This window comes from Streptomyces cinerochromogenes (assembly GCF_014648635.1).
Lineage (GTDB): Bacteria > Actinomycetota > Actinomycetes > Streptomycetales > Streptomycetaceae > Streptomyces > Streptomyces cinerochromogenes.
Genome location: NZ_BMRM01000025.1, coordinates 13,352 through 35,235 on the forward strand (window position 1 = coordinate 13,352; position 21,884 = coordinate 35,235).

The following is a 21,884-nucleotide window of genomic DNA, read 5'->3' on the forward strand; positions in this document are numbered from 1 at the left end:
AATGAACGCCGCCCATCAGGGCGGAGCAGTCGCGCCGAATCTGCAAGGATGAACGGCGAATCCAGAGTGTGAACAGCAGTGAGGAGATCGCCGTGTCGGGTATGTCGGCGGGCCGGTCAGCCATGCGGATGGGACCCGCTGAGCTGGTGCAGGCGGCGGCCATGGCCCGCCGCTTCTACCTCGAGGGCAAGTCCAAGATCCAGATCGCGGAGGAGTTCGGCGTCAGCCGCTTCAAGGTGGCCCGGGTCCTGGAGACGGCCCTCGAACGGGATCTCGTACGCATCGAGATCCGTGTCCCGGCCGAGCTGGACGCCGAGCGTTCCGACGCGCTCCGTGCCCGCTACGGCCTCAGGCACGCCGTCGTGGTCGAGTCCCCGCCCGAGTCGGAGGAGACCCCCGACCCCGAGAACCTCGGGGAGGTCGCCGCCGACCTGCTCGGCGAACTCGTCAACGAGGGCGACGTGCTCGGGCTGGCCTGGGGCCGGTCCACCATCCACATGGCGGCGGCACTCGACCGGCTGCCGCCGTGCACGGTGGTGCAGCTGACGGGCGTGTACGACGCCGGGACCGCCGAGCGCGGCTCGGTGGAGGCGGTCCGCCGGGCCGCCCAGGTGTCGGGCGGCGACGCCCACCCCATCTACGCCCCGATGCTGCTCCCGGACGCGGCCACCGCCGCGGCGCTGCGCCACCAGACCGGGATCGCCCGGGCCTTCGAGTACTTCGACAAGGTCACGGTCGCCTGTGTCTCCATCGGCTCCTGGGAGCCGGGCATCTCCACCGTCCACGACATGCTCAGCGACGAGGAGCGCGCGCACTACGCCTCGCTCGGTGTCGCCGCCGAGATGTCGGCGCACCTCTTCGACGCGGAGGGCCGCCGGATCGGTCGGGACCTGGGGGAGCGGTGCATCACGGTCAAGGCCGACCAGCTGCGCCGCATCCCGGAGGTCGTGGCGATCGCGGGCGGGCAGCGCAAGGCCGCCGCGATCGACGCGGTGCTGCGCTCGGGGCTGGTCACCAGCCTGGTGACCGACACCTCGGCCGCCGACTACCTGATGACGGCGGGCCCCACGCCGAAGCCGGCGCTCAACCGTCAGGATCCCGACGGGGTCTGACAGCGGGTCGCGGCGGGCTCGCGACGGGACGGCCGTGGCAGCATCGTCCGCATGCCGCCGCGGTTCGTCCCCCGTGCCCTCGCCGGGCTGCTGGTCTGTCTCGCCGTCCTCCTGACGGGGTGCTCCAGCGCCTCCGGCCCGGCCTCCCACGCCTCCCACGCCTCGCGGGCCTCCTCGGCCCCACCGGCCGCGTCCGCCCCGGCCTGGGCGCGGGGCACGGCCACCGTCCCGCAGTCCCGGCTGCCCGCCGAGGCCCGCAGGACACTGGCCCTCATCGACCGGGGCGGTCCCTTCCCCTACGCCAAGGACGGGGCCGTCTTCGGGAACTTCGAGGGCCGTCTGCCGAGGCACCCGCGCGGCTACTACCACGAGTACACGGTGCCGACCCCCGGCTCCCGCGACCGCGGCGCCCGGCGCCTCGTCACCGGGCGGGCCGGGGAGATCTACTACACCGATGATCACTACGAGACGTTCCGGGCGGTGCTGAGATGACGGAAGACCTGGGCGGCCGGTACACGGTCACCCTGGACCTGGACGGGGTCACGGGCAAGGCGGCCCTGATGGACCGGGTCGCCCGGGCCCTGGCGCTGCCCGACTGGTTCGGCCGGAACTGGGACGCGCTGGCCGACTCCCTCTCCGACCACACGGTCTGGCCCGAGGGCGCCGTGGAGCAGGGGCTGCTGATCGTCGTCCGGGGCTGGCGGCCGTACGCCGACGCCGCGCCGGAGGAGTGGCGCACCGCCGAGGAGGTGTTCACGGAGGCCGCGGACCGGACGGAGGCCCTCACCGTCGTCCTCGCCCTTGGAGGAACCTCCTAGGTGATCGACGGCGACCCTGGATGTTCTGTCAGGGCATGCCGCATGCCCCGCCATGGGAGAATGAAGTACGTGCTCTTTCCCCCTGGCACACCTGTCAGGGGGTCGCCTCTGATCGACTGGGATGTGCAGCACGTGCGTTTCCTCAATGACATCCAGCCCGCGTACGACCTGACGTACGACGACGTGTTCATGGTGCCGAGCCGCTCCGCGGTGGGCTCGCGTCAGGGCGTGGACCTCGCCTCGCCGGACGGCACGGGCACCACCATCCCGCTCGTCGTCGCCAACATGACCGCCATCGCCGGCCGCCGGATGGCCGAGACGGTGGCCCGCCGCGGCGGCCTGGTGGTCATCCCGCAGGACATCCCGATCGACGTCGTCACCGACGTCGTCTCCTGGGTGAAGAGCCGCCACCTGGTGCTGGACACCCCGATCGTGCTGGCCCCGCACCAGACCGTCGCCGACGCCCTGGCGCTGCTGCCCAAGCGGGCGCACAACGCCGGTGTGGTCGTGGACGAGAACCAGCGGCCCGTCGGTGTCGTCACCGACGCCGACCTGTCCGGCGTCGACCGCTTCACCCAGCTCGAAGTGGTCATGTCCAAGGACCTGCTCCTGCTGGACGCGGACATCGACCCGCGCGAGGCCTTCAACACCCTCGACCACCACAACCGCCGCTACGCCCCGGCTGTCGACAAGGACGGCAGGCTCGCCGGCATCCTCACCCGCAAGGGCGCCCTGCGGGCCACCCTGTACACGCCGGCCGTGGACGCGAACGGCAGGCTGCGGATCGCCGCCGCCGTCGGCATCAACGGCGATGTGGCGGGCAAGGCCAAGCAGCTGCTCGACGCGGGCGTGGACACGCTCGTCATCGACACCGCGCACGGCCACCAGGAGTCGATGATCAACGCCATCAAGGTGGTGCGCGCGCTCGACCCGCACGTGCCGATCGCCGCGGGCAACATCGTCTCCGCCGAGGGCGTCAAGGACCTGATCGACGCGGGGGCGGACATCATCAAGGTCGGTGTCGGCCCGGGCGCCATGTGCACCACCCGCATGATGACCGGCGTGGGTCGCCCGCAGTTCTCCGCCGTCCTGGAGTGCGCCGCCGAGGCGAAGAAGTACGGCAAGCACGTGTGGGCCGACGGCGGTGTCCGGCACCCGCGCGACGTCGCCATGGCGCTCGCCGCCGGCGCGTCCAACGTGATGGTCGGCTCCTGGTTCGCGGGCACCTACGAGTCGCCCGGCGACCTCCAGCACGACGCCCAGGGCCGCGCCTACAAGGAGTCCTTCGGCATGGCCTCCGCGCGCGCGGTGCGCAACCGCACGTCCGAGGAGTCGGCGTACGACCGTGCCCGCAAGGCGCTGTTCGAGGAGGGCATCTCCACCTCCCGCATGTTCCTCGACCCGGCCCGTCCGGGCGTCGAGGACCTGATCGACTCGATCATCGCGGGCGTCCGCTCCTCCTGCACCTACGCCGGCGCCGGCTCCCTGGAGGAGTTCGCCGAGAAGGCCATCGTCGGCATCCAGAGCGCGGCCGGCTACGCCGAGGGCAAGCCGCTGCACGCCAGCTGGAGCTGACCCGCACGCCCCGTACCGACGGCCCCCGTCGTTCCCGAGCCCGGGAACGACGGGGGCCGTCGGCGTGTCCGGTGGCGTCCCCGTCGGCACGTCCGATGACGCCTCGTCGGCGTGTCCCGTGGCGCGTCGTCGGCGCGGTGGACAAAACGGGGCGCCGGGGCCCCCGCGCAACGGTCGACAGGTCCCGCGCAACGATTTGTCATTCCGCCCCGAGGAACGCAATGATCATGCGGGGATGCGCAAGGTTGCTGCATTACGCCCGTGAAGGCCCGCCTCGTAGGGTGCTGCGCTAGTACGTGCGTGGCGGGGACCCCGCTCGGTGGGTTCCTGCCCTTTGCAGGTTCCACCGGTCCCCACCACGAGGGCCGGCCGTCACGCCGGCCGCATCCCCGAACCATCGGCAGCGATAAGGAGCCAGCGCGTGCTCGACCAAGGCGCACCAGCGCAGAACCAGATACCGGCCGCCCCCGCGTCCCAGGGCGTCGCCGCGCGCCTGATGCGTCGCAAGCCCGTGGAACTCCTGGTCGCGGAGGGCGGCCAGGGTGAGGGAGGGCAGCTTCGGCGCTCTCTCGGGCTGTGGCAGCTGACCATGATCAGCATCGGTGCCACCCTCGGCACCGGCATTTTCGTCGTCCTCGGCGACGCCGTTCCCAAGGCCGGCCCCGCGGTCACCCTGGCCTTCGTCCTGGCCGGCCTCACGGCGCTGTTCTCGGCCCTGTCGTACGCCGAACTGGCGGGCAGCATCCCCGTCGCCGGCTCCTCCTACTCGTATGCGTACGCAACGATGGGTGAGCTGGTCGCCTGGGTCTGCGGCTGGTGTCTGGTGCTGGAGTACGGCGTGTCGGTGGCCGCCGTCGCCGTCGGCTGGGGCGAGTACCTCAACGAGCTGCTCGACGGCACCATCGGGGTGACCATCCCGGCCTCGCTGTCCTCGGCGCCGGGTGAGGGCGGCATCGTCAACCTGCCCGCCCTGATCGTCGTGCTCCTGGCGATGGCGTTCCTGCTCGGCGGCGCGCGGGAGTCCGCCCGCGCCAACACGATCATGGTCTGCGTGAAGATCGCCGCCCTGGTGCTGTTCTGCGCGATCGGCTTCATGGGCTTCAAGTCCGGCAACTACGCCGACTTCATGCCGCTCGGCATGACCGGGGTCAGCGCCGCCGGTGCCTCGCTGTTCTTCTCGTACATCGGCTTCGACGCCGCCTCCACCGCCGGTGAGGAGGCGAGGGACCCCAAGCGGGACCTGCCGCGGGCGATCATGCTGTCGCTGATCATCGTGACCGCGCTCTACGTCCTCGTCGCGGGTGTCGCCGTCGGCGCCTGGAACTGGAAGAAGTTCGACGGCTCCGAGGCCGCCCTCGCCGCGATCATGACCGACGTCAGCGGTCAGACCTTCTGGGGCACCCTGCTGGCGCTCGGCGCGGTCATCTCCATCGCGAGCGTGGTGCTCACCGTGCTCTACGGCCAGACCCGCATCCTCTTCGCGATGTCCCGCGACGGCCTGGTGCCGAAGGCGCTCGGCAAGATCCACCCCAAGACCGGCGCGCCGCGTCTCAACACGGTGATCGTGTCGCTCTTCTGCGGTGTGCTCGCCGCCTTCATCCCGCTCGGCAAGCTGGTCGACGCCACCAGCATCGGCACCCTGTTCGCCTTCGGCCTGGTCAACATCGCGGTGATCGTCCTGCGCTACAAGCGCCCGGAGCTCGAGCGCACCTTCAAGGTGCCGTTCGGGCCGGTCCTGCCGGTGCTGGGCTTCCTGTTCTGCGCGTACAACATGTTCAGCCTCGACACCGTCACCTGGGTGGTCTTCGGATTCTGGATGGCGGCCGGGCTCGTGTTCTACTTCCTCTACGGCTACCGCCGTGCCCGTCTCGCAACCGGTGAGGGTCTCGCGGTGACGGTGGAGAAGTGACCGGACCGAAGAAGTGAACCGCCCCCTGTGCTGAACGATCTCGACGAACGCATCGTGCACGCCCTCGCCGAGGACGCCCGCCGCTCCTACGCGGACATCGGGCAGATGGTCGGCCTGTCCGCGCCCGCGGTGAAGCGGCGCGTGGACCGGCTGCGGGCCACCGGAGCGATCACCGGATTCACCGTGCGGGTGGATCCGGCGGCGCTCGGCTGGGAGACCGAGGGGTACATCGAGATCTACTGCCGGCGCAACACCTCGCCGGAGACCATCCAGCGGGGTCTGGAGCGGTACCAGGAGGTCGTGGCCGCGTCCACCGTCACCGGTGACGCGGACGCGATCGCCCAGGTCTTCGCGTCGGACATGCGTCACTTCGAGCGGGTGCTGGAGCGGATCGCCGGGGAGCCGTTCGTGGAGCGGACCAAGTCGGTGCTGGTGCTGTCGCCCCTGCTGCGGAGGTTCTCCTCGGGGGCACCGGGGTAAGGGCGGCTCACGTCCCGGGTGCCCGGTCACAGGGCGGGTGCGCGGCGTGCAGGGTGCTCGCGCAGTTCCCCGCGCCGCCCCCCGGGGGCGTTCCGCACTCTGAGGCCGACGGCGTCCGGGCGGTAGTGGTCGTAGGACCGCTACCGCCCGGACGCCGTTCGCGTGTGGGGCTCCGGGCCGGCAGCCTGCACCGAGGTCACCGCCGCAGGTCAGGCGCGTGATCCGCCCCGCCGCGGGAGCTGTCCGGCGGCGGGCGCGCAACGAATCGCCGTGCGACCCCCGCTCCACGCAACGATCCGCGCACCGGCGCGCAACGGCTCCTTCTTGTCCGGCCGAGCGCGCCGACCGTACCTTCTTTCTGACCCCCCTAAACCCCCGTTCCGGTGAGGATCACGCATGCGCACCGCCCTGCTCCAGAGCTCCGGCCGCCCAGGCTCCGTCGCCGAGAACCTCAAGGTCCTCGACGAGGCCGCGGGCCGGGCCGCCGCCGCGGGTGCCGGGCTGCTGGCCGCGCCGGAGATGTTCCTCACCGGGTACGCGATCGGCGACGCCATCGCCCGCCTCGCCGAGCCCGCCGACGGCGACTCCGCCGACGCGGTCGCCGAGATCGCCACCCGGCACGGCCTCGCCGTCCTCTACGGCTACCCGGAGCGCGACGGCGAGACCGTCTTCAACTCCGCCCAGCTGATCAGCGCCGACGGCACCCGCCTCGCGAACTACCGCAAGACCCACCTCTTCGGCTGCTTCGAGCGGGACCACTTCACGCCGGGCGAGCAGCAGGTCGTCCAGGCCGAGCTGAACGGTCTCACCGTGGGCCTGCTGATCTGCTACGACGTCGAGTTCCCGGAGAACGTCCGCGCCCACGCCCTGGCCGGCACCGACCTCCTCGTCGTACCGACCGCGCAGATGCACCCCTTCCAGTTCGTCGCCGAGTCGGTGATCCCGGTGCGCGCCTTCGAGAGCCAGATGTACGTCGCCTACGTCAACCGGGTCGGTCAGGAAGGGGAGTTCGAGTTCGTCGGCCTCTCCGTCCTCGCCGGTCCCGACGGCGTCGCCCGCACCCGCGCCGGCCGCGCCGAGCAGCTCGTGGTCGCGGACGCCGACCCCGCCTTCCTGGCCGCCTCCCGGGAGAACAACCCGTACCTGAAGGACCGCCGCCCCGGTCTGTACGGCTCCCTGGTCTGAGCCGCCGCCCCCAGCCCTCCCCCCGTTTCACCTCGTGCAAGGAGTCCGTACCCCATGACGTCCACGGTGCCCAACGCCGTCGAGCACACCGACGAGCAGCAGCCGCCGATCACCATGTTCGGCCCGGACTTCCCCTACGCCTACGACGACTTCCTCGCCCACCCGGCGGGCCTCGGCCAGATCCCGGCCACCGAGCACGGCACGGAGGTCGCGATCATCGGCGGTGGCCTGTCCGGCATCGTGGCCGCCTACGAGCTGATGAAGATGGGCCTCAAGCCCGTCGTCTACGAGGCCGACCAGATCGGCGGCCGGCTCCGCACGGTCGGCTTCGAGGGCTGCGACGACTCGCTGACCGCCGAGATGGGCGCCATGCGCTTCCCGCCGTCCTCCACCGCGCTCCAGCACTACATCGACCTGGTCGACCTGCAGACCAGGCCGTTCCCGAACCCGCTCGCCGAGGCGACCCCGTCGACCGTGGTCGACCTCAAGGGCGAGTCGCACTACGCCGAGACGATCGACGACCTGCCCCAGGTGTACCGGGACGTCGCCGAGGCCTGGAACAAGTGTCTGGAGGAGGGCGCCGACTTCTCCGACATGAACCGCGCCATGCGCGAGCGGGACGTGCCGCGCATCCGCGAGATCTGGGCGAAGCTGGTCGAGAAGCTCGACAACCAGACCTTCTACGGCTTCCTCTGCGACTCCGAGGCCTTCAAGTCCTTCCGGCACCGCGAGATCTTCGGCCAGGTCGGTTTCGGCACCGGCGGCTGGGACACCGACTTCCCGAACTCCATCCTGGAGATCCTCCGCGTCGTCTACACCGAGGCCGACGACCACCACCGCGGCATCGTCGGCGGCTCCCAGCAGCTGCCGTTGCGCCTGTGGGAGCGCGAGCCGGAGAAGATCGTCCACTGGGCCTACGGCACCTCGCTGGCGAAGCTGCACGAGAACGGCGAGCCCCGCCCGGCCGTGACCCGCCTGCACCGCACCGCCGGCAACCAGATCACCGTGACGGACGCGAACGGCGACATCCGCACCTACAAGGCGGCGATCTTCACCGCCCAGTCCTGGATGCTGCTGTCCAAGATCGCCTGCGACGACTCGCTGTTCCCGATCGACCACTGGACCGCGATCGAGCGCACCCACTACATGGAGTCCTCCAAGCTCTTCGTCCCGGTCGACCGGCCGTTCTGGCTGGACAAGGACGAGGAGACCGGCCGGGACGTCATGTCGATGACGCTCACCGACCGCATGACCCGCGGCACCTACCTGCTGGACGACGGTCCGGACAAGCCCGCCGTCATCTGCCTGTCCTACACCTGGTGCGACGACAGCCTGAAGTGGCTGCCGCTGTCCGCGAACGAGCGGATGGAGGTCATGCTGAAGTCGCTCGGCGAGATCTACCCGAAGGTCGACATCAGGAAGCACATCATCGGCAACCCGGTGACGGTCTCCTGGGAGAACGAGCCCTACTTCATGGGCGCGTTCAAGGCCAACCTGCCGGGCCACTACCGCTACCAGCGGCGCCTGTTCACCCACTTCATGCAGGACCGGCTGCCCGAGGACAAGCGGGGCATCTTCCTCGCCGGCGACGACATCTCCTGGACGGCCGGCTGGGCCGAGGGCGCGATCCAGACCGCCCTGAACGCGGTCTGGGGCGTCATGCACCACTTCGGCGGCACGACCGACGCGGCGAACCCGGGCCCGGGTGACGTCTACGACGAGATCGCGCCGGTGGAGCTTCCCGAGGACTGACCCGGGAACCCGACGAAGGCGCGGGCGGCCGGCTCGACTCCGGCCGCCCGCGCCTTTTCCCGTTCCGCGCTCAGCCGGGAAGGGGCGTCAGCAGCATCCGGCCCGCGAACCCGACCGCCGCGTCCAGCCGTTCGGTGAACTCCTCGGCGACGTCGCCGCAGTGCCGCAGCGCCCACAGGGCCCGGGCCGCGGCCCAGGTCGCGTCGCGGGCCCGCTCCAGGCTCCAGGAGCCCAGCAGATGGGTGAGCGGGTCGGCGATCTGGAGCAGGTCGGGGCCCGGCATCAGATCCTCGCGGATGCGTTCCTCCAGCGATACGAGGAGATCGCCGACCCGGTCGAACTCGTCCTCCAGGTCGGCCGGTTCGCAGCCCAGCGTGCGACAGGCGTCGACCACGGCCAGCGCCAGGTCGTGCCCGATGTGGGCGTTGATGCCGGCCAGCGCGAACTGCAGCGGCCGTACCCCGGGATGGCGGCGAAGCTGGAACAGCGGCCGCCAGCAGGCGGGCGGGCGGCGGTCCGCGGCGACCGCGTCGACCGCCGCCAGGTAGCGCTCGGCGAACCGCACGTCCAGCGCGGTCGCCGCACGCGGGTCCGGGAACTCCCCGGCGTCCAGGCACCGGTCGATCTCCTCGGTGACGGCGAGGTAGACGCGGTTGAACACGGCGATCCCGTCCCGTGCGGGCAGGGCCGCGTCGAGCGCGCGCATCCGCTCCACGACGGCGTCGACGGGGGCGGTGAGGTGTTCCAGCTGCACCATGGGGGAAGGGTCCCAGCCCGGGACCGGCCGGTGTGCCGACCGGCCCGGTGCTTCGCCGGAACGGGGGAACGCCGGGCTACGACTCGGCGCGCGGCGCCGCCGCGTCCGGGCCCGCCTCCTTGTCGTAGGAGGACGTGCCCTCGTCCAGCAGCGGCTCCTGCCGCTTCAGATGCGCCGGGGCGAAGGCGCGCAGCGCGTGGTAGCCGGTGATGACGACCAGGGTGCCGAGGGCGATGCCGCTGAGCGAGAAGGTGTCGGTGAACTTCATGGAGACGTTGCCGACGCCGATGATGATGCCCGCGGCGGCCGGCACCAGGTTCAGCGGGTTGCGCAGGTCCACCTTGGCGTGCAGCCAGATCTGGGCGCCGAGCAGGCCGATCATGCCGTAGAGGATGACGGTGATGCCGCCGAGGACACCGCCCGGGATCGCGGCCACGACCGCGCCGAACTTCGGGCACACGCCGAAGAGCAGCGCGAAGCAGGCGGCGGCCCAGTAGGCGGCGGTGGAGTAGACGCGGGTCGCCGCCATCACGCCGATGTTCTCGGAGTAGGTGGTGTTGGGCGGGCCGCCGACGGCCGTCGACAGCACGGAGGCGACGCCGTCCGCCGAGATCGCCGTACCGAGCTTGTCGTCCAGCGGGTCGCCGGTCATCTCGCCGACCGCCTTGACGTGGCCCGCGTTCTCGGCGACGAGGGCGATCACCACCGGCAGCGCGACCAGGATCGCCGACCACTGGAAGGACGGTCCGTGGAAGGAGGGCAGGCCGATCCAGTCGGCCTTGGAGACGCCGGAGAGGTCCAGCCGCCAGTGGTCGGTGACCTTGCCGCTCGGGTCCGCCGAGTGGATCCTGCCGAAGATCCGGTCGAAGGCCCAGGAGATGCCGTACCCGAACACCAGGCCCAGGAAGATGGCGATCCGGGACCAGAAACCGCGCAGGCAGACGACGGCCAGGCCGGTGAACAGCATCACGAGCAGGGCCGTCCACTGGTCCTGCGGCCAGTACGTGGACGCGGTGACCGGGGCCAGGTTGAAGCCGATCAGCATCACGACCGCGCCGGTGACGATGGGCGGCATGGCGGCGTGGATGATCCGCGCGCCGAAGCGCTGCACGGCGAGGCCCACCAGGAAGAGCACCACACCGACGACCAGGACCGCGCCGGTCACGGTCGCGCTGGTGCCGCCCTGGGCGCGGATCACGGCGGCCACACCCACGAACGACAGGGAGCAGCCGAGGTAGCTCGGCACCCGGCCGCGGGTGGCGAGCAGGAAGATCATGGTCGCCACGCCCGACATCATGATCGCGAGGTTCGGGTCCAGGCCCATGAGCACGGGGGCCACGAAGGAGGCGCCGAACATGGCGACCACGTGCTGTGCGCCCAGACCCAGGGTGCGGGGCCAGGAGAGCCGTTCGTCGGGGCGTACCACCGCTCCGGGCGCGGGCGTGCGCCCGTCACCGTGCAGTTTCCAGCGCACGCCGAGGTCCATGGTGGGGTTCGCTTTCTTGGATTGCGTGAAGCTTCTTGGATTACGTGAAGCCGGTCCGAACCATTGTCAGGGGTAGTCGGCGGCTCTACGCTCACACGGTCCTGCTCATGAACCACGTTCACGTATCTGATCGTGCGCCTGATCGTGTGTGATCGGAGATCGGAGTGCCCAGTGAGTGGAAGACCCCGTGCGGCCGCGCTCCTCGCCGTCGTCGCGGCCTCCGCGGCCCTGCTCGTCCCCTCCGCCCACGCGGCACCGGCCGAAGTGCCGCGCACCGCCGTCCTCGACGGCACCCGCCTCCAGCAGACCCGCGCCCGCCTGGACCGCGACCCCCGCCTGCGCCGCGCCCTCGCGGACCTGACCGCACGGGCGGACGGCTGGCTGGACCAGGGCCCCTGGACGGTCGTCGACAAGCCCAGGCCGGCCCCCGGCGGCGACGTCCACGAGTACCTCAGCCAGGCCCCCTACTGGTGGCCCACCACCGCCCCCACCGCCGACAACCCCTGGGGCTGCCCGTACGTCCAGCGTGACGGCCGGCGCAATCCGGAGGTCGACAGCGGGACCGACCGGCAGGACGCGGAGAAGGTCTTCGACGCGACGTACGACCTCGCCCTCGCCTGGTACTACACCGGCAGGCGCAGCTACGCCGAGAAGGCCGGGCGGATCCTGCGCACCTGGTTCCTGGACCCGGCCACCCGGATGAACCCCGACCTGGACCACGCCCAGTTCATCCCCTGCCGGTACGACGGCCGGGCCATCGGCATCATCGACTTCGCGCAGTCCTACACCGGCGTCCTGGACGCACAGGCGATCCTCGCCGCCGGCGCCCCGGGCTGGACGGCGCACGACAGGGCCGCGACGAAGCAGTGGAACACCGACTTCCTGGGCTGGCTGAGGAACAGCGACTTCGGCAGGCAGGAGGGTGCCGCCGCCAACAACCACGGCACCTTCTACGACATGCAGCTCGCCGCCCTCGCCTACGCCACCGGCGACACCGCGCTCGCCCGGCGGACCGTGCTGGACGCCCGCGCACAGCGGATCGACCCGCAGATCGCGGCCGACGGCGGCCAGCCGCAGGAACTCGCCCGCACCCGCAGCTGGCACTACTCCGCCTTCGACCTGGTCGCCCACACCCGGCTCGCCGCCATCGGCCGGCACGTGGGCGTGAACCTCTGGCGCCACACGGGGCCGGACGGGCAGAGCCTGTCCAAGGCGGTCGACTACCTGCTGCCGGCCGCGACCGGAGCCGCCGCCTGGCCCCACCCCGAGCTGGAGTTCCACCGGTACGCGGCCACCGACGTCGTGCACGCGGCGGCCGACGCCGGCGCCCCGGCGGCCCGGGCGGCGCTGGCGAAGGTGGAGGCGCCGCCCGGCGGAGACCTCTGGGCGCTGCGGCCGGCCGCCGAGCAGCTGGACTCGATAGCGGGCTGACCCCCGCTGACCTGGGGGGCTTCCCGGCCGGGCTTCTGAGCGGTCGCTTAGTATGGTGGTGTACGGGGGTGTCACCACCCCTCCCGCACCGCCCAGGAGCCCTTTCCGTGACCGCCGAAGCCCCGATCGCCCCCGCCGTCTCCCACGGCCGGCTGATGCCCGTCACCGTCCACTTCGACGACCTCGACGCGCTCGGGCTGCTGCACAACGCCCGCTACCCGCTCATGGTCGAACGCGCCTGGACGGAGCTGTGGAACGAGCACGGCGTCCGCTTCGACGGCGACTGGGCGGCGGCCGGCGACGCCTGCAACGCGGTCAAGGAACTCCGGATCACCTACGAGGCCCCGGTCACCCGCCCCGGTACCTACGCCGTCCACCTCTGGCTGGAGCGACTGGGCACCACCGGGCTCACCTACGGCTTCCGGTTCTGCTCGGCCGACGGCACCGAGACCTACGCCCGGGGCACCCGCGTGCTGGTCCGGCTGGACCCGGCGACCATGCGTCCCGCGCCCTGGACCGAGACCTTCAGGGCCGCGGGTCGGGAACTGCTGAGGCCCGCCGGCTGACCTCCCCGCGCCCGCGCTCGGCGGTGCGCAGCACGCCCGCGCACACCGCGAGCCCGCACGCCAGCGCCGTCACCACCCCGAAGGACACCACCAGGCTGGTGGCCTGGGCCACCCCGCCGATCAGGCTCGGGGCGACCAGCCCCGAGGTGTAGGTGATGGTCGCCACGCCCGCGATGGCCTGGCTGGGGTTGGGGCCGGCGTGCCCGGCCGCCGCGAAGCACAGCGGTACGACCACCGCGATGCCGAGCCCCATCAGCGCGAACCCCGCCATCGCCACCGCCGGATGCCCGGCGAGCACGATCAGCAGCCCGCCGAGCCCCGCGAGGACACCGCCGGCCCGTACGGTGCGGACCGCGCCGAAGCGGTTCACCACCGCGTCCCCGGCGATCCGGGCGACCGCCATGGTCAGCATGAACCCGGTCGTGGAGGCCGCCGCCAGTCCGGCCGAACTCTCCAGCCGGTCCCGCAGGAACACCGCCGACCAGTCCAGGCTCGCGCCCTCCGCGAACACCGCGCAGAAGCCGACCGTGCCGATCAGCAGCGCGGAGCGCGGCGGCAGCGCGAACCGCGGCGGCGGTTCGTCGTCCTCGGCCGGCTGGAGGTCCAGCACCCAGGCGCAGGCCGTGAAGCCCAGCAGGGTGAGCGTGGCCGCCGCGAGCGCGAAGTGCAGGCGCGCGTCCGCACCGAGGTGCGCGGCGAGGGTGCCGGCCGCCGAGCCGACCAGCGCGCCCGCACTCCACATGCCGTGCAGCCCCGACATGATCGACTTCCCGAGCAGCCGCTCCACCTCCACGCCGAGCGCGTTCATCGCGACGTCGGCCATGCCCGCGCTCGCGCCGTAGACGAACATCGCCAGGCACAGCGTGACGAGGTTCGGCGCGACCGACGGCAGCACCAGGGAGAGCGTCCACAGCGCGAGCAGGCCGCGCAGTGCCGTGCGGCTGCCGAAGCGGTGGCTGATCCGGCCGGCCAGCGGCATCGCGCAGGAGGCGCCGAAGGCCGTGAAGGCCAGCGCGAACCCCAGCTGGCCCGCACCGAGCGAGGCGTGGTCCTGGATCCACGGCACCCGGGTCGCGAACGAACCGGTCACGGCACCGTGCACCGCGAAGACGGCCGCCACGGCGTACCGGGCGCGCCTGACCCCGCCTGGCGCGTGCGTCACGTCTCTCATGATCCTGTCCCCTCCCCGGGCGCGCCCGGCACCGGCGTCTCGCGACTGCGCCGTAAACTATCAGGAACCCTGCCTGATAGATAGGGACCACCGCGTCGGCGATCTGGGAGGATCCCGTCATGCCCGCATCACCCAGCACCGCCAGGGCCATCAACGACCGGCTGGCCCTGCGGCTGTTGCAGCAGGAAGGCCCGCTCACGGCAGGGCAGCTGAAGCAGCTGACCGGACTGTCCCGGCCGACCGTCGCCGACCTGGTCGACCGGCTCACGGCCTCCGGACTGATCACCGTGGTCGGCGAGTCCGGCGCACAGCGCCGTGGCCCGAACGCCCGGCTCTACGGCATCGTCGCCGACCGCGCCCACCTCGCCGCGCTCGACGTCCGCACCGAGGGCGTCCTCGTCCTCGTCTCCGACCTGCTCGGGCGGGTGCTCGCGGAGGCGTCCGTGCCGATCGACGGGGACACCGGGACCGGACCCGCCGTCGAGCAGGCCGTGACCGCGGTGGAGAACGCCGTGAAGGAGGCCGGCGCCATGGGGGCGCCCCCGCGCGAGGGTGCCGGGGGGTGGGGGAGGCTGCACACCGTCGGCATCGGCGCGCCCGGCCTGATCGACCCGGCCACCGGAGACCTCCGCGACTCGGCCGGGCTGCCCGCCTGGCACCGCAGCCTGGCCGCCACCCTGCAGGAGCGGCTGCCCGGCGCCCGGGTCACCGTGGAGAACGAGACCAACCTGGCCGCCCTGGCCGAACAGCGCGAGGGCGCCGCGCGGGACCGGGACACCTTCGTCCTGCTCTGGCTCGGCCACGGCGTCGGTGCCGCGGTCGTCCTGGACGGCACCCTGCGCCGCGGCGCCTCCGGCGGCACCGGCGAGATCGGCTTCCTGCCGGTACCGGGCACGGACACCCTGCCCTCGGCCGGCGACTGCGCCGGCGGCTTCCACTCCCTGACTGGCGCCGCGGCGGTCGTCTCCCTGGCGGGGGAACACGGCCTGCCGGCCCCGGCCACGGCCGACGGGCCCGGGGCGGCCGAGGTGGTGCGGGGGGCGGTGGCCGACGTCCCTGCGGTGACCGACGTGCCCGTGGGAGCGGTGGCCACCGCCGCGGCCGGTGCCGCCCCCGCCCGCTTCCTGCGGGCCCTCGCCGACCGGGTCGCCGTCGGGGTCGCCTCCGTGGTGGCCGTGCTCGACCCCGGCTGTGTGGTGCTCGGCGGGGAGGTGGGGCAGGCCGGGGGCGCGGTGCTCGCCGGGCTGGTGGAGGAGCGGCTGCGCCGGATGTCGCCGCTGGTCACCGAGGTGCGCGCGAGCACCCTCGGCGGGACGGCCGTACTGCGCGGAGCGCTTCTGACCGCCCGGGACCGGGCGCAGGACGAGCTGTTCGCGCCGCCGGAGCGGTCCGGGGTGTGAGCCCCCGGGGGAGTCAGGGGCGGAGCTGCTCCTCCGGCCGCCAGGGGACCCAGGCGAGCGCCTCCCGCCAGCCCGGCCGCCCGAAGGCCCAGGCCTGCACCACCTCGGCCACCGGCTCGACGGCGAAGGCCTCGTTCTCGCGCGGCACATGGGCCTGGAAGTGCCGGTCCGGACCGCCCTCGCGGTACTCCACCCGGTAGCTCAGGTCGTCGTTGAGGTACACCTGGATGTAGTGCTGGTCGACCGGTTCCCGGTCCAGCCGCTCCACGATGACGAACCGCCAGGTCAGACTCATGTCCGCCAGCAGATCGTGGATCTGCTCCGCGGACGGGTCGTCCCACGCCGTCCCGTCCCACTCGATCGCGCGGATCACCGGTGCCGTCATGCGCGTGACTGTACTGGCACCGGCCCGCCTGTCAGCGTGCCCCTGCCCGGACTGGCACGGGTCCGTCCGTCAGCGTGCCCCTGCCCGGACTGGCACGGGTCCGTCCGTCAGCGTGCCCCTGCCCGGACTGGCACGGGTCCGTCCGTCAGCGTGCCCCTGCCCGGCCTGGCACCGGTCCGCCCGTCAGCGTGCCCCCTGCCCGAACCTCCGCTCCAGGTACTCCTCGAAGGTCCCCTTGCCCACCGCCCTCTCCGGCGCCGTGTGCCCGCCCGCGCGGAAGGCCCGGTACACCTTCCCGAACAGCGGCACCCGCACCACCGGGCGGCGCCGGCCGGTCGCCCGCAGATAGGCGCGGGCCAGCGAGTCGAACGTCCGCACCTGCGGGCCGCCCAGGTCCGGCACCCGCCCGGCCGGAGCCGCGAGTGCCAGCTCCGCCAGCCGCTCGGCCACCTCGGCGACCTCGACCGGCTGGTCCGGCACCCCCGCCGGGACCGCCAGCACCGGCGACTTGGCCAGGCCCTGGAGGAGCGTGACCACCAGGTCGTGGAACTGCGTCGCCCGCAGCACGGTCCAGCCGAGCCCGGACTCCTCGACCATCCGCTCCACGGCGAGCTTGGTCCGGTAGTAGGGGAAGGGCACCCGGTCGACGCCGACGATCGAGATGTACAGCAGATGGCCCACCCCGGCCCGCCGGGCCGCCGCCAGCAGGTTCAGGGCCGCCTGCTCGTCGCCGCCCCTGGGCGAGCTGGCGCAGTGCACGACCGTCTCCGCGCCGGCCAGCGCCGCGTCCAGGCCGGCACCGCCCGTACGCAGGTCGACGGCGTACGGCGGCGTGCGCCGGCTGAGCACCCGGACCTCGTGCCCGTCCGCCCGCAGCCGCTCGACGACGAGCCGGCCGAGCGTGCCGGTTCCGCCGGTCACCAGGATCGTGGTCATGCCGTTCTCCGTCCCTTCGGACACCGGACGCTCCCCGCTGGAGCGCCCTTCGTCCACTGGGACCGGCCGGAGCCCCGGAAACGTGACATCACGCGGCGGATTTTCTCGGGGGACCGCCTTGGCGGCCCGGCGGCGGGCAAGGGCCGTCGTCACCGCCACCGGGCCCGCCCGCACCCTAAAAGGACTAGACCAGTACGGTCAATGGTCCGGACCGCGCTCAACACTCCCGTCCCACCGCGCAGTTGACCGGCGCGGCTGCGGGGCGCGAGACCGACGGCACGGACTGTGAGCGAGCCCACACCCGTCACCCCCATGGACGAGTACCGGTCGTGGCACACTGGCCCTGTACCAGAAGCAGCGCACTCCGGGGTCGGTGAAAGTCCGAACCGGCGGTTACAGTCCGCGACCCGGTCGCTTCCAGCGGCCGGTTGACCAGGTGAAATTCCTGGACCGACGGTTAAAGTCCGGATGGGAGGCAGTGCGCGGCGGGCGGGCATGCGTATCCGTGTGCGCGCCGCCGTATCGGGACGTGTCCGTGCGCGGACGCGTCCGTTCCGGCGACGCCCCGGTGTGTGCTCATCCGTAGATTCTGTCGTCATCGACAGGCCCCGGAGTCCGTGCCCCAAGAGGCAGGAGGACCCGGGAAGTGTTCACCGGAATCGTCGAAGAGCTGGGTGAGGTCACCGCCGTCGAGAACCTCGGCGACGCCTCCCGCTTCCGGCTCCGCGGCCCCGTCGTGACCGAGGGCGCGCAGCACGGCGACTCCATCGCCGTGAACGGGGTCTGTCTCACGGTCGTCGAGCACGAGGGTGACGAGTTCACCGCCGACGTCATGGCCGAGACCCTGAACCGCTCCAGCCTCGGCGCGCTCACCGTGGGCTCCCGCGTCAACCTGGAACGCCCCACCGCCGTCGGCGCCCGTCTCGGCGGTCACATCGTGCAGGGACACGTGGACGGCACCGGCGAGATCCTGGCCCGCACACCCTCCGAGAACTGGGAGATCGTGAAGATCTCCCTTCCCGCGCAGCTCTCCCGGTACGTCGTGGAGAAGGGCTCCATCACCGTCGACGGCATCAGCCTCACCGTCGTGGACGCCGGCCCCGACCACTTCACCGTCAGCCTCATCCCGACCACCCTCGCCCTCACCACGCTCGGCGTGAAGCAGCCCGGCGACCCGGTCAACCTCGAAGTGGACGTCATCGCCAAGTACGTGGAGCGGCTGCTCGCGGCCGGGCAGGGGGCCGGCAAGTGACCTGGATGAACTCCGAGGCGTTCACCCTCTTCGGCCAGCACATCATCTGGTCGGACATGATCGGCAACATCCTGGGCCTCATCACCCTCGCCCTCGGCTGGCGCCGCTCCCTGTGGACCTGGCCCCTCCAGTTCCTCTCCGGCCTCGTCCTCTTCGCCGCCTTCTACGGCCATCTGACCGGCAGCGCCGGCAAGCAGGCCGTCGTCATGGCCGTCGCGCTGTACGGCTGGTGGCAGTGGCAGCGCGGCCGGGGCACGGCCGACGACGGCCGGATCACCGTACGCTTCGCCAGCTGGCGCGAGCGCGGCCTCATGCTCGCCGCGGCCGCCGTCGGCACGGTCGCCGTCGCCCTCCTGTTCACCGCCTACCCGAAGCTGTCCTGGGACCCCTGGCCCGACGCCTACATCTTCGTCGGCACCGTCGTCGCGATGTACGCCCAGGCCAAGGGCATGGTCGAGTTCTGGTTCGCCTGGCTGCTCGTCGACCTCGTCGGCGTCCCCCTCAACTTCGCCAACGGCTACGCCTTCTCCGGCTTCGTCTACGTCATCTACGGCGCACTCGTCCTGTGGGGCATGCGCGACTGGTGGCTGCGCTCCCGCCGGGGCCCGCAGCCCGCACTGGAAGGAGCGCCGGCATGACCTCGGCACCGCTGCTGTACGACCCCGCCGACACCGAGGACTTCGCGCTCGACCCGGTCGAGCAGGCCATCGCGGACATCGCCGCGGGCCGCCCGGTGGTCGTCGTGGACGACGAGGACCGGGAGAACGAGGGCGACCTCGTCATCGCCGCCGAGAAGGCGACCCCCGAGATCGTGGCGTTCATGATGAGCGAGTGCCGCGGGTTGATCTGCGCTCCCATGGAGGGCGGGGAACTGGACCGGCTGCGGCTGCCGCAGATGGTCGAGGACAACACCGAGTCGATGAAGACCGCGTTCACCGTCTCCGTGGACGCCTCCGCCGCTCACGGTGTGAGCACCGGCATCTCGGCCTCCGACCGCGCCACCACGCTCCAGCTGCTCGCGAGCGGCACGGCCGAGCCGGCCGACTTCGTCCGCCCCGGCCACGTCTTCCCGCTGCGCGCCCGGTCCGGCGGCGTCCTCACCCGCAACGGCCACACCGAGGCCGCCGTCGACCTCGCCCGGCTCGCGGGGCTCCGCCCGGCCGGCGCCATCGTGGAGATCGCCGGCGAGGACGGCCGGATGCTCCGGCTGCCCGAACTGATCCCGTTCGCCCGCAAGCACGGCCTGACGATCATCTCCATCGAGGACCTGATCGCCTACCGCCGCAGCAGCGAGCCCACCGTCCGCCGCGAGGCCGAGACCCGCCTGCCCACCCGGCACGGCACCTTCACCGCCTACGGCTACCGGTCCACCGTCGACGGCGTCGAACACGTCGCCCTCGTCCACGGCGAGATCGGCGACGGCGAGGACGTCCTGGTCCGCGTCCACTCCGAATGCCTCACCGGCGACGTCTTCGGCTCCCTGCGCTGCGACTGCGGCCCCCAGCTGGACGCCGCCCTGGAACGCATCCAGGCCGAGGGCCGGGGCGTCGTCGTCTACCTGCGCGGACACGAGGGGCGCGGCATCGGCCTGCTGTCCAAGCTGCGCGCCTACGAGCTCCAGGAGCAGGGCCACGACACCCTGGACGCCAACCTCGAACTCGGCCTGCCCGCCGACGCCCGCGACTACGGCGCCGGCGCGCGGATCCTCGCCGACCTCGGCGTGCGCGGCGTCCGGCTGATGACCAACAACCCCGACAAGACCGACGCGCTGCTGCGCCACGGCCTGAAGGTCACCGGCCGCGAGCCGATGCCCGTCCAGGCCGGCGAGCACAACCTCCGGTACCTGCGCACCAAGCGGGACCGGATGGGGCACGACCTGCCCTGGCTGGACACGCCCGCCGTACCGGCGTCCGCGGCCACCTGCGGCAACCAGTAAGCAAGAAAGCACTGAGGAGAGACGTGAGCGGCAAGGGTGCACCGGAGCTGTCCGTACGCAACGTGAGCGACCTGCGGGTCGCGGTCATCGCGGCGCAGTGGCACGAGAAGGTGATGGACGGTCTGGTGAACGGCGCCCTGCGCGCCCTGCACGACCTGGGCATCGACGAGCCGACCCTGATCCGGGTCCCCGGCAGCTTCGAGCTGCCGGTCGCCGCCAAGGTCCTCGCGGGCCGCGGCTACGACGCCGTGGTCGCCCTCGGCGTCGTCATCCGGGGCGGCACCCCCCACTTCGACTACGTGTGCCAGGGCGTCACCCAGGGCCTCACCCAGGTCTCCGTCGAGACCGGCGTCCCCGTCGGCTTCGGTCTGCTCACCTGCGACACCGAGGAGCAGGCCCTGGACCGGGCCGGCCTGGAGGGCTCGAACGAGGACAAGGGCCACGAGGCGGTGACCGCCGCGGTGGCGACGGCGGCCACGCTCCGCTCAGTATCCGAACCCTGGCACTAGGGAGTCGCCCGCACCGCGTAGGGTGGGGCTCACCATGTCCAAGAAGACGTTCGAGCAGCTCTTCACCGAGCTGCAGCAGAAGGCCGCCCACGGCGATCCCGCCACCTCCCGCACCGCAGAGCTGGTCGGCAAGGGCGTCCATGCCATCGGCAAGAAGGTCGTCGAGGAGGCCGCCGAGGTCTGGATGGCCGCCGAGTACGAGGGCAAGGAGGCGGCCGCCGAGGAGATCTCGCAGCTGCTGTACCACGTCCAGGTGATGATGGTCGCCCGGGGCATCTCCCTGGACGACGTCTACGCCCACCTGTAAGCCGCACCCCCGCACCCCCTCCCGTAGAGAACGAGCAAAGGAAGCCGACCTCATGCTGCGCATCGCCGTCCCCAACAAGGGTTCACTGTCCGGCCCTGCGGCGGAGATGCTGCATGAGGCCGGCTACCAGCAGCGGCGCGAGTCCAAAGAGCTGCGCATCGTCGACCCGGAGAACGAGGTCGAGTTCTTCTACCTCCGCCCCCGCGACATCGCGATCTACGTCTCCTCCGGCCGCCTCGACATCGGCATCACCGGCCGTGACCTGCTGATCGACTCCGGCGCCGACGCCGAGGAGATCCTGCCGCTCGGTTTCGCCCGCTCCACCTTCCGCTTCGCCGCCAAGCCCGGCACCGCGAACGGCATCGAGGACCTCAAGGGCAAGACGGTCGCCACCTCCTACGAGGGCATCGTCGCGGGCCACCTCGCCGACAGCGGCGTCGACGCCTCCGTCGTCCACCTGGACGGCGCCGTCGAGACCGCGATCGAGCTGGGCGTCGCCGAGGTCATCGCCGACGTCGTGGAGACCGGCACCAGCCTGCGCAACGCGGGCCTGGAGGTCTTCGGCGAGCCGATCATGAAGTCCGAGGCGATCGTCGTCCGCCGCACCGGCGCCGACGCCGAGGAGCCGAAGGTCCAGCAGTTCCTGCGCCGCCTCCAGGGCGTCCTGGTCGCCCGGACGTACGTGATGATGGACTACGACTGCCGGGTCGAGCAGCTGGAGAAGGCCGTCGCCCTCACCCCGGGCCTGGAGTCCCCGACCGTCTCCCCGCTGCACAACGAGGGCTGGGTCGCGGTCCGCGCCATGGTCCCCGCCAAGGAGGCACAGCGGATCATGGACGACCTCTACGCCATCGGCGCCCGCGCCATCCTGACCACGGCCATCCACGCCTGCCGCCTGTAGAGGGATACGCCGACCG

General features: G+C 72.0%; 22 protein-coding genes and 1 riboswitch. Of the genes, 17 read left to right on the forward strand and 5 right to left on the reverse strand.

The genetic code is table 11. The features are described 5' to 3' along the window. Positions 1-68: 68 nt before the first annotated feature. From IEZ20_RS34990 to IEZ20_RS35025, 8 genes are all read left to right on the forward strand, one after another. Complete coding sequence (locus tag IEZ20_RS34990) at positions 69-1,112, forward strand: sugar-binding transcriptional regulator (RefSeq protein ID WP_189306284.1); 1,044 nt, start codon at positions 69-71, stop codon at positions 1,110-1,112. A gap of 51 nt (positions 1,113-1,163) precedes the next feature. Then, entirely contained in the window at positions 1,164-1,604 is a 441-nt protein-coding gene (locus IEZ20_RS34995) for a guanyl-specific ribonuclease (RefSeq protein WP_189306285.1), read from the forward strand. Further along, complete coding sequence (locus IEZ20_RS35000) at positions 1,601-1,930, forward strand: barstar family protein (protein WP_189306287.1); 330 nt, start codon at positions 1,601-1,603, stop codon at positions 1,928-1,930. The genes IEZ20_RS34995 and IEZ20_RS35000 overlap by 4 nt, the downstream gene beginning before the upstream one ends. A gap of 132 nt (positions 1,931-2,062) precedes the next feature. After that, on the forward strand, positions 2,063-3,505 hold the full coding sequence (locus IEZ20_RS35005; RefSeq protein WP_189306289.1) for a GuaB1 family IMP dehydrogenase-related protein: 1,443 nt from the start codon (positions 2,063-2,065) through the stop codon (positions 3,503-3,505). A 421-nt stretch (positions 3,506-3,926) separates the two neighbouring features. Next, the gene (locus IEZ20_RS35010) at positions 3,927-5,414 is read left to right on the forward strand and encodes an amino acid permease (RefSeq protein ID WP_189306291.1); all 1,488 of its coding nucleotides are present in this window, start codon (positions 3,927-3,929) and stop codon (positions 5,412-5,414) included. Between the two features lie 27 nt (positions 5,415-5,441). Next, complete coding sequence (locus IEZ20_RS35015) at positions 5,442-5,894, forward strand: Lrp/AsnC family transcriptional regulator (protein ID WP_030343799.1); 453 nt, start codon at positions 5,442-5,444, stop codon at positions 5,892-5,894. 396 nt (positions 5,895-6,290) lie between these two features. Next, positions 6,291-7,079: a carbon-nitrogen hydrolase family protein gene (locus IEZ20_RS35020; protein ID WP_189306294.1), complete on the forward strand. Its 789-nt coding sequence runs from the start codon at positions 6,291-6,293 to the stop codon at positions 7,077-7,079. Between the two features lie 54 nt (positions 7,080-7,133). Further along, positions 7,134-8,831, forward strand: coding sequence for a flavin monoamine oxidase family protein (locus IEZ20_RS35025; RefSeq protein WP_189306296.1), 1,698 nt, complete (start codon positions 7,134-7,136; stop codon positions 8,829-8,831). A gap of 70 nt (positions 8,832-8,901) precedes the next feature. On the opposite strand, the gene IEZ20_RS35030 is transcribed toward IEZ20_RS35025, so the two are convergent. Both IEZ20_RS35030 and IEZ20_RS35035 read right to left on the reverse strand, forming a co-directional pair. Then, positions 8,902-9,588 (reverse strand): DUF5995 family protein, encoded by a 687-nt coding sequence (locus tag IEZ20_RS35030; RefSeq protein ID WP_189306298.1) that lies wholly within the window; start codon positions 9,586-9,588, stop codon positions 8,902-8,904. Positions 9,589-9,664: 76 nt separating this feature from the next. Further along, positions 9,665-11,074 (reverse strand): uracil-xanthine permease family protein, encoded by a 1,410-nt coding sequence (locus IEZ20_RS35035; protein WP_189306301.1) that lies wholly within the window; start codon positions 11,072-11,074, stop codon positions 9,665-9,667. A 171-nt stretch (positions 11,075-11,245) separates the two neighbouring features. On the opposite strand from IEZ20_RS35035, the gene IEZ20_RS35040 reads away from it, so the two are divergent. Next, on the forward strand, positions 11,246-12,505 hold the full coding sequence (locus IEZ20_RS35040) for an alginate lyase family protein (RefSeq protein WP_189306303.1): 1,260 nt from the start codon (positions 11,246-11,248) through the stop codon (positions 12,503-12,505). A gap of 107 nt (positions 12,506-12,612) precedes the next feature. Continuing rightward, positions 12,613-13,071: an acyl-CoA thioesterase gene (locus IEZ20_RS35045; RefSeq protein WP_189306305.1), complete on the forward strand. Its 459-nt coding sequence runs from the start codon at positions 12,613-12,615 to the stop codon at positions 13,069-13,071. On the opposite strand, the gene IEZ20_RS35050 is transcribed toward IEZ20_RS35045, so the two are convergent. After that, on the reverse strand, positions 13,031-14,242 hold the full coding sequence (locus IEZ20_RS35050) for an MFS transporter (protein WP_189306307.1): 1,212 nt from the start codon (positions 14,240-14,242) through the stop codon (positions 13,031-13,033). The genes IEZ20_RS35045 and IEZ20_RS35050 overlap by 41 nt on opposite strands. A gap of 119 nt (positions 14,243-14,361) precedes the next feature. Between IEZ20_RS35050 and IEZ20_RS35055 the strand changes: the two genes are divergently transcribed. Continuing rightward, on the forward strand, positions 14,362-15,642 hold the full coding sequence (locus tag IEZ20_RS35055; RefSeq protein WP_189306309.1) for an ROK family transcriptional regulator: 1,281 nt from the start codon (positions 14,362-14,364) through the stop codon (positions 15,640-15,642). A gap of 13 nt (positions 15,643-15,655) precedes the next feature. Here the strand turns inward: IEZ20_RS35055 and IEZ20_RS35060 are convergent, their stop codons facing one another. After that, the gene (locus IEZ20_RS35060) at positions 15,656-16,027 is read right to left on the reverse strand and encodes a hypothetical protein (protein ID WP_189306311.1); all 372 of its coding nucleotides are present in this window, start codon (positions 16,025-16,027) and stop codon (positions 15,656-15,658) included. A gap of 183 nt (positions 16,028-16,210) precedes the next feature. Then, positions 16,211-16,963 (reverse strand): SDR family oxidoreductase, encoded by a 753-nt coding sequence (locus IEZ20_RS35065; protein WP_189306313.1) that lies wholly within the window; start codon positions 16,961-16,963, stop codon positions 16,211-16,213. Positions 16,964-17,318: 355 nt separating this feature from the next. Further along, a riboswitch (FMN riboswitch) is annotated at positions 17,319-17,449 on the forward strand. 160 nt (positions 17,450-17,609) lie between these two features. On the opposite strand from IEZ20_RS35065, the gene IEZ20_RS35070 reads away from it, so the two are divergent. Genes IEZ20_RS35070 through hisG form a run of 6 tightly spaced genes read left to right on the forward strand, consistent with a single transcriptional unit; the run spans position 17,610 to position 21,868 of the window. Further along, a complete protein-coding gene (locus tag IEZ20_RS35070; RefSeq protein ID WP_189306315.1) occupies positions 17,610-18,215 on the forward strand; it encodes a riboflavin synthase in 606 nt (201 codons plus the stop codon). Continuing rightward, positions 18,212-18,853 carry a nicotinamide mononucleotide transporter family protein gene (locus IEZ20_RS35075; RefSeq protein ID WP_189306317.1) on the forward strand — a complete coding sequence of 214 codons (642 nt, stop codon included), beginning with the start codon at positions 18,212-18,214 and terminating at the stop codon, positions 18,851-18,853. Before IEZ20_RS35070 ends, IEZ20_RS35075 begins: the two co-directional genes overlap by 4 nt. After that, positions 18,850-20,151 carry a bifunctional 3,4-dihydroxy-2-butanone-4-phosphate synthase/GTP cyclohydrolase II gene (locus tag IEZ20_RS35080; RefSeq protein ID WP_189306319.1) on the forward strand — a complete coding sequence of 434 codons (1,302 nt, stop codon included), beginning with the start codon at positions 18,850-18,852 and terminating at the stop codon, positions 20,149-20,151. Before IEZ20_RS35075 ends, IEZ20_RS35080 begins: the two co-directional genes overlap by 4 nt. Positions 20,152-20,174: 23 nt before the next feature. After that, complete coding sequence (gene ribH / locus IEZ20_RS35085; RefSeq protein ID WP_189306320.1) at positions 20,175-20,660, forward strand: 6,7-dimethyl-8-ribityllumazine synthase; 486 nt, start codon at positions 20,175-20,177, stop codon at positions 20,658-20,660. Between the two features lie 34 nt (positions 20,661-20,694). Further along, positions 20,695-20,967, forward strand: coding sequence for a phosphoribosyl-ATP diphosphatase (locus tag IEZ20_RS35090; protein WP_189306322.1), 273 nt, complete (start codon positions 20,695-20,697; stop codon positions 20,965-20,967). 52 nt (positions 20,968-21,019) lie between these two features. Then, positions 21,020-21,868 carry an ATP phosphoribosyltransferase gene (gene hisG, locus IEZ20_RS35095; RefSeq protein WP_189306324.1) on the forward strand — a complete coding sequence of 283 codons (849 nt, stop codon included), beginning with the start codon at positions 21,020-21,022 and terminating at the stop codon, positions 21,866-21,868. The last annotated feature ends 16 nt before the right edge of the window (positions 21,869-21,884 follow it).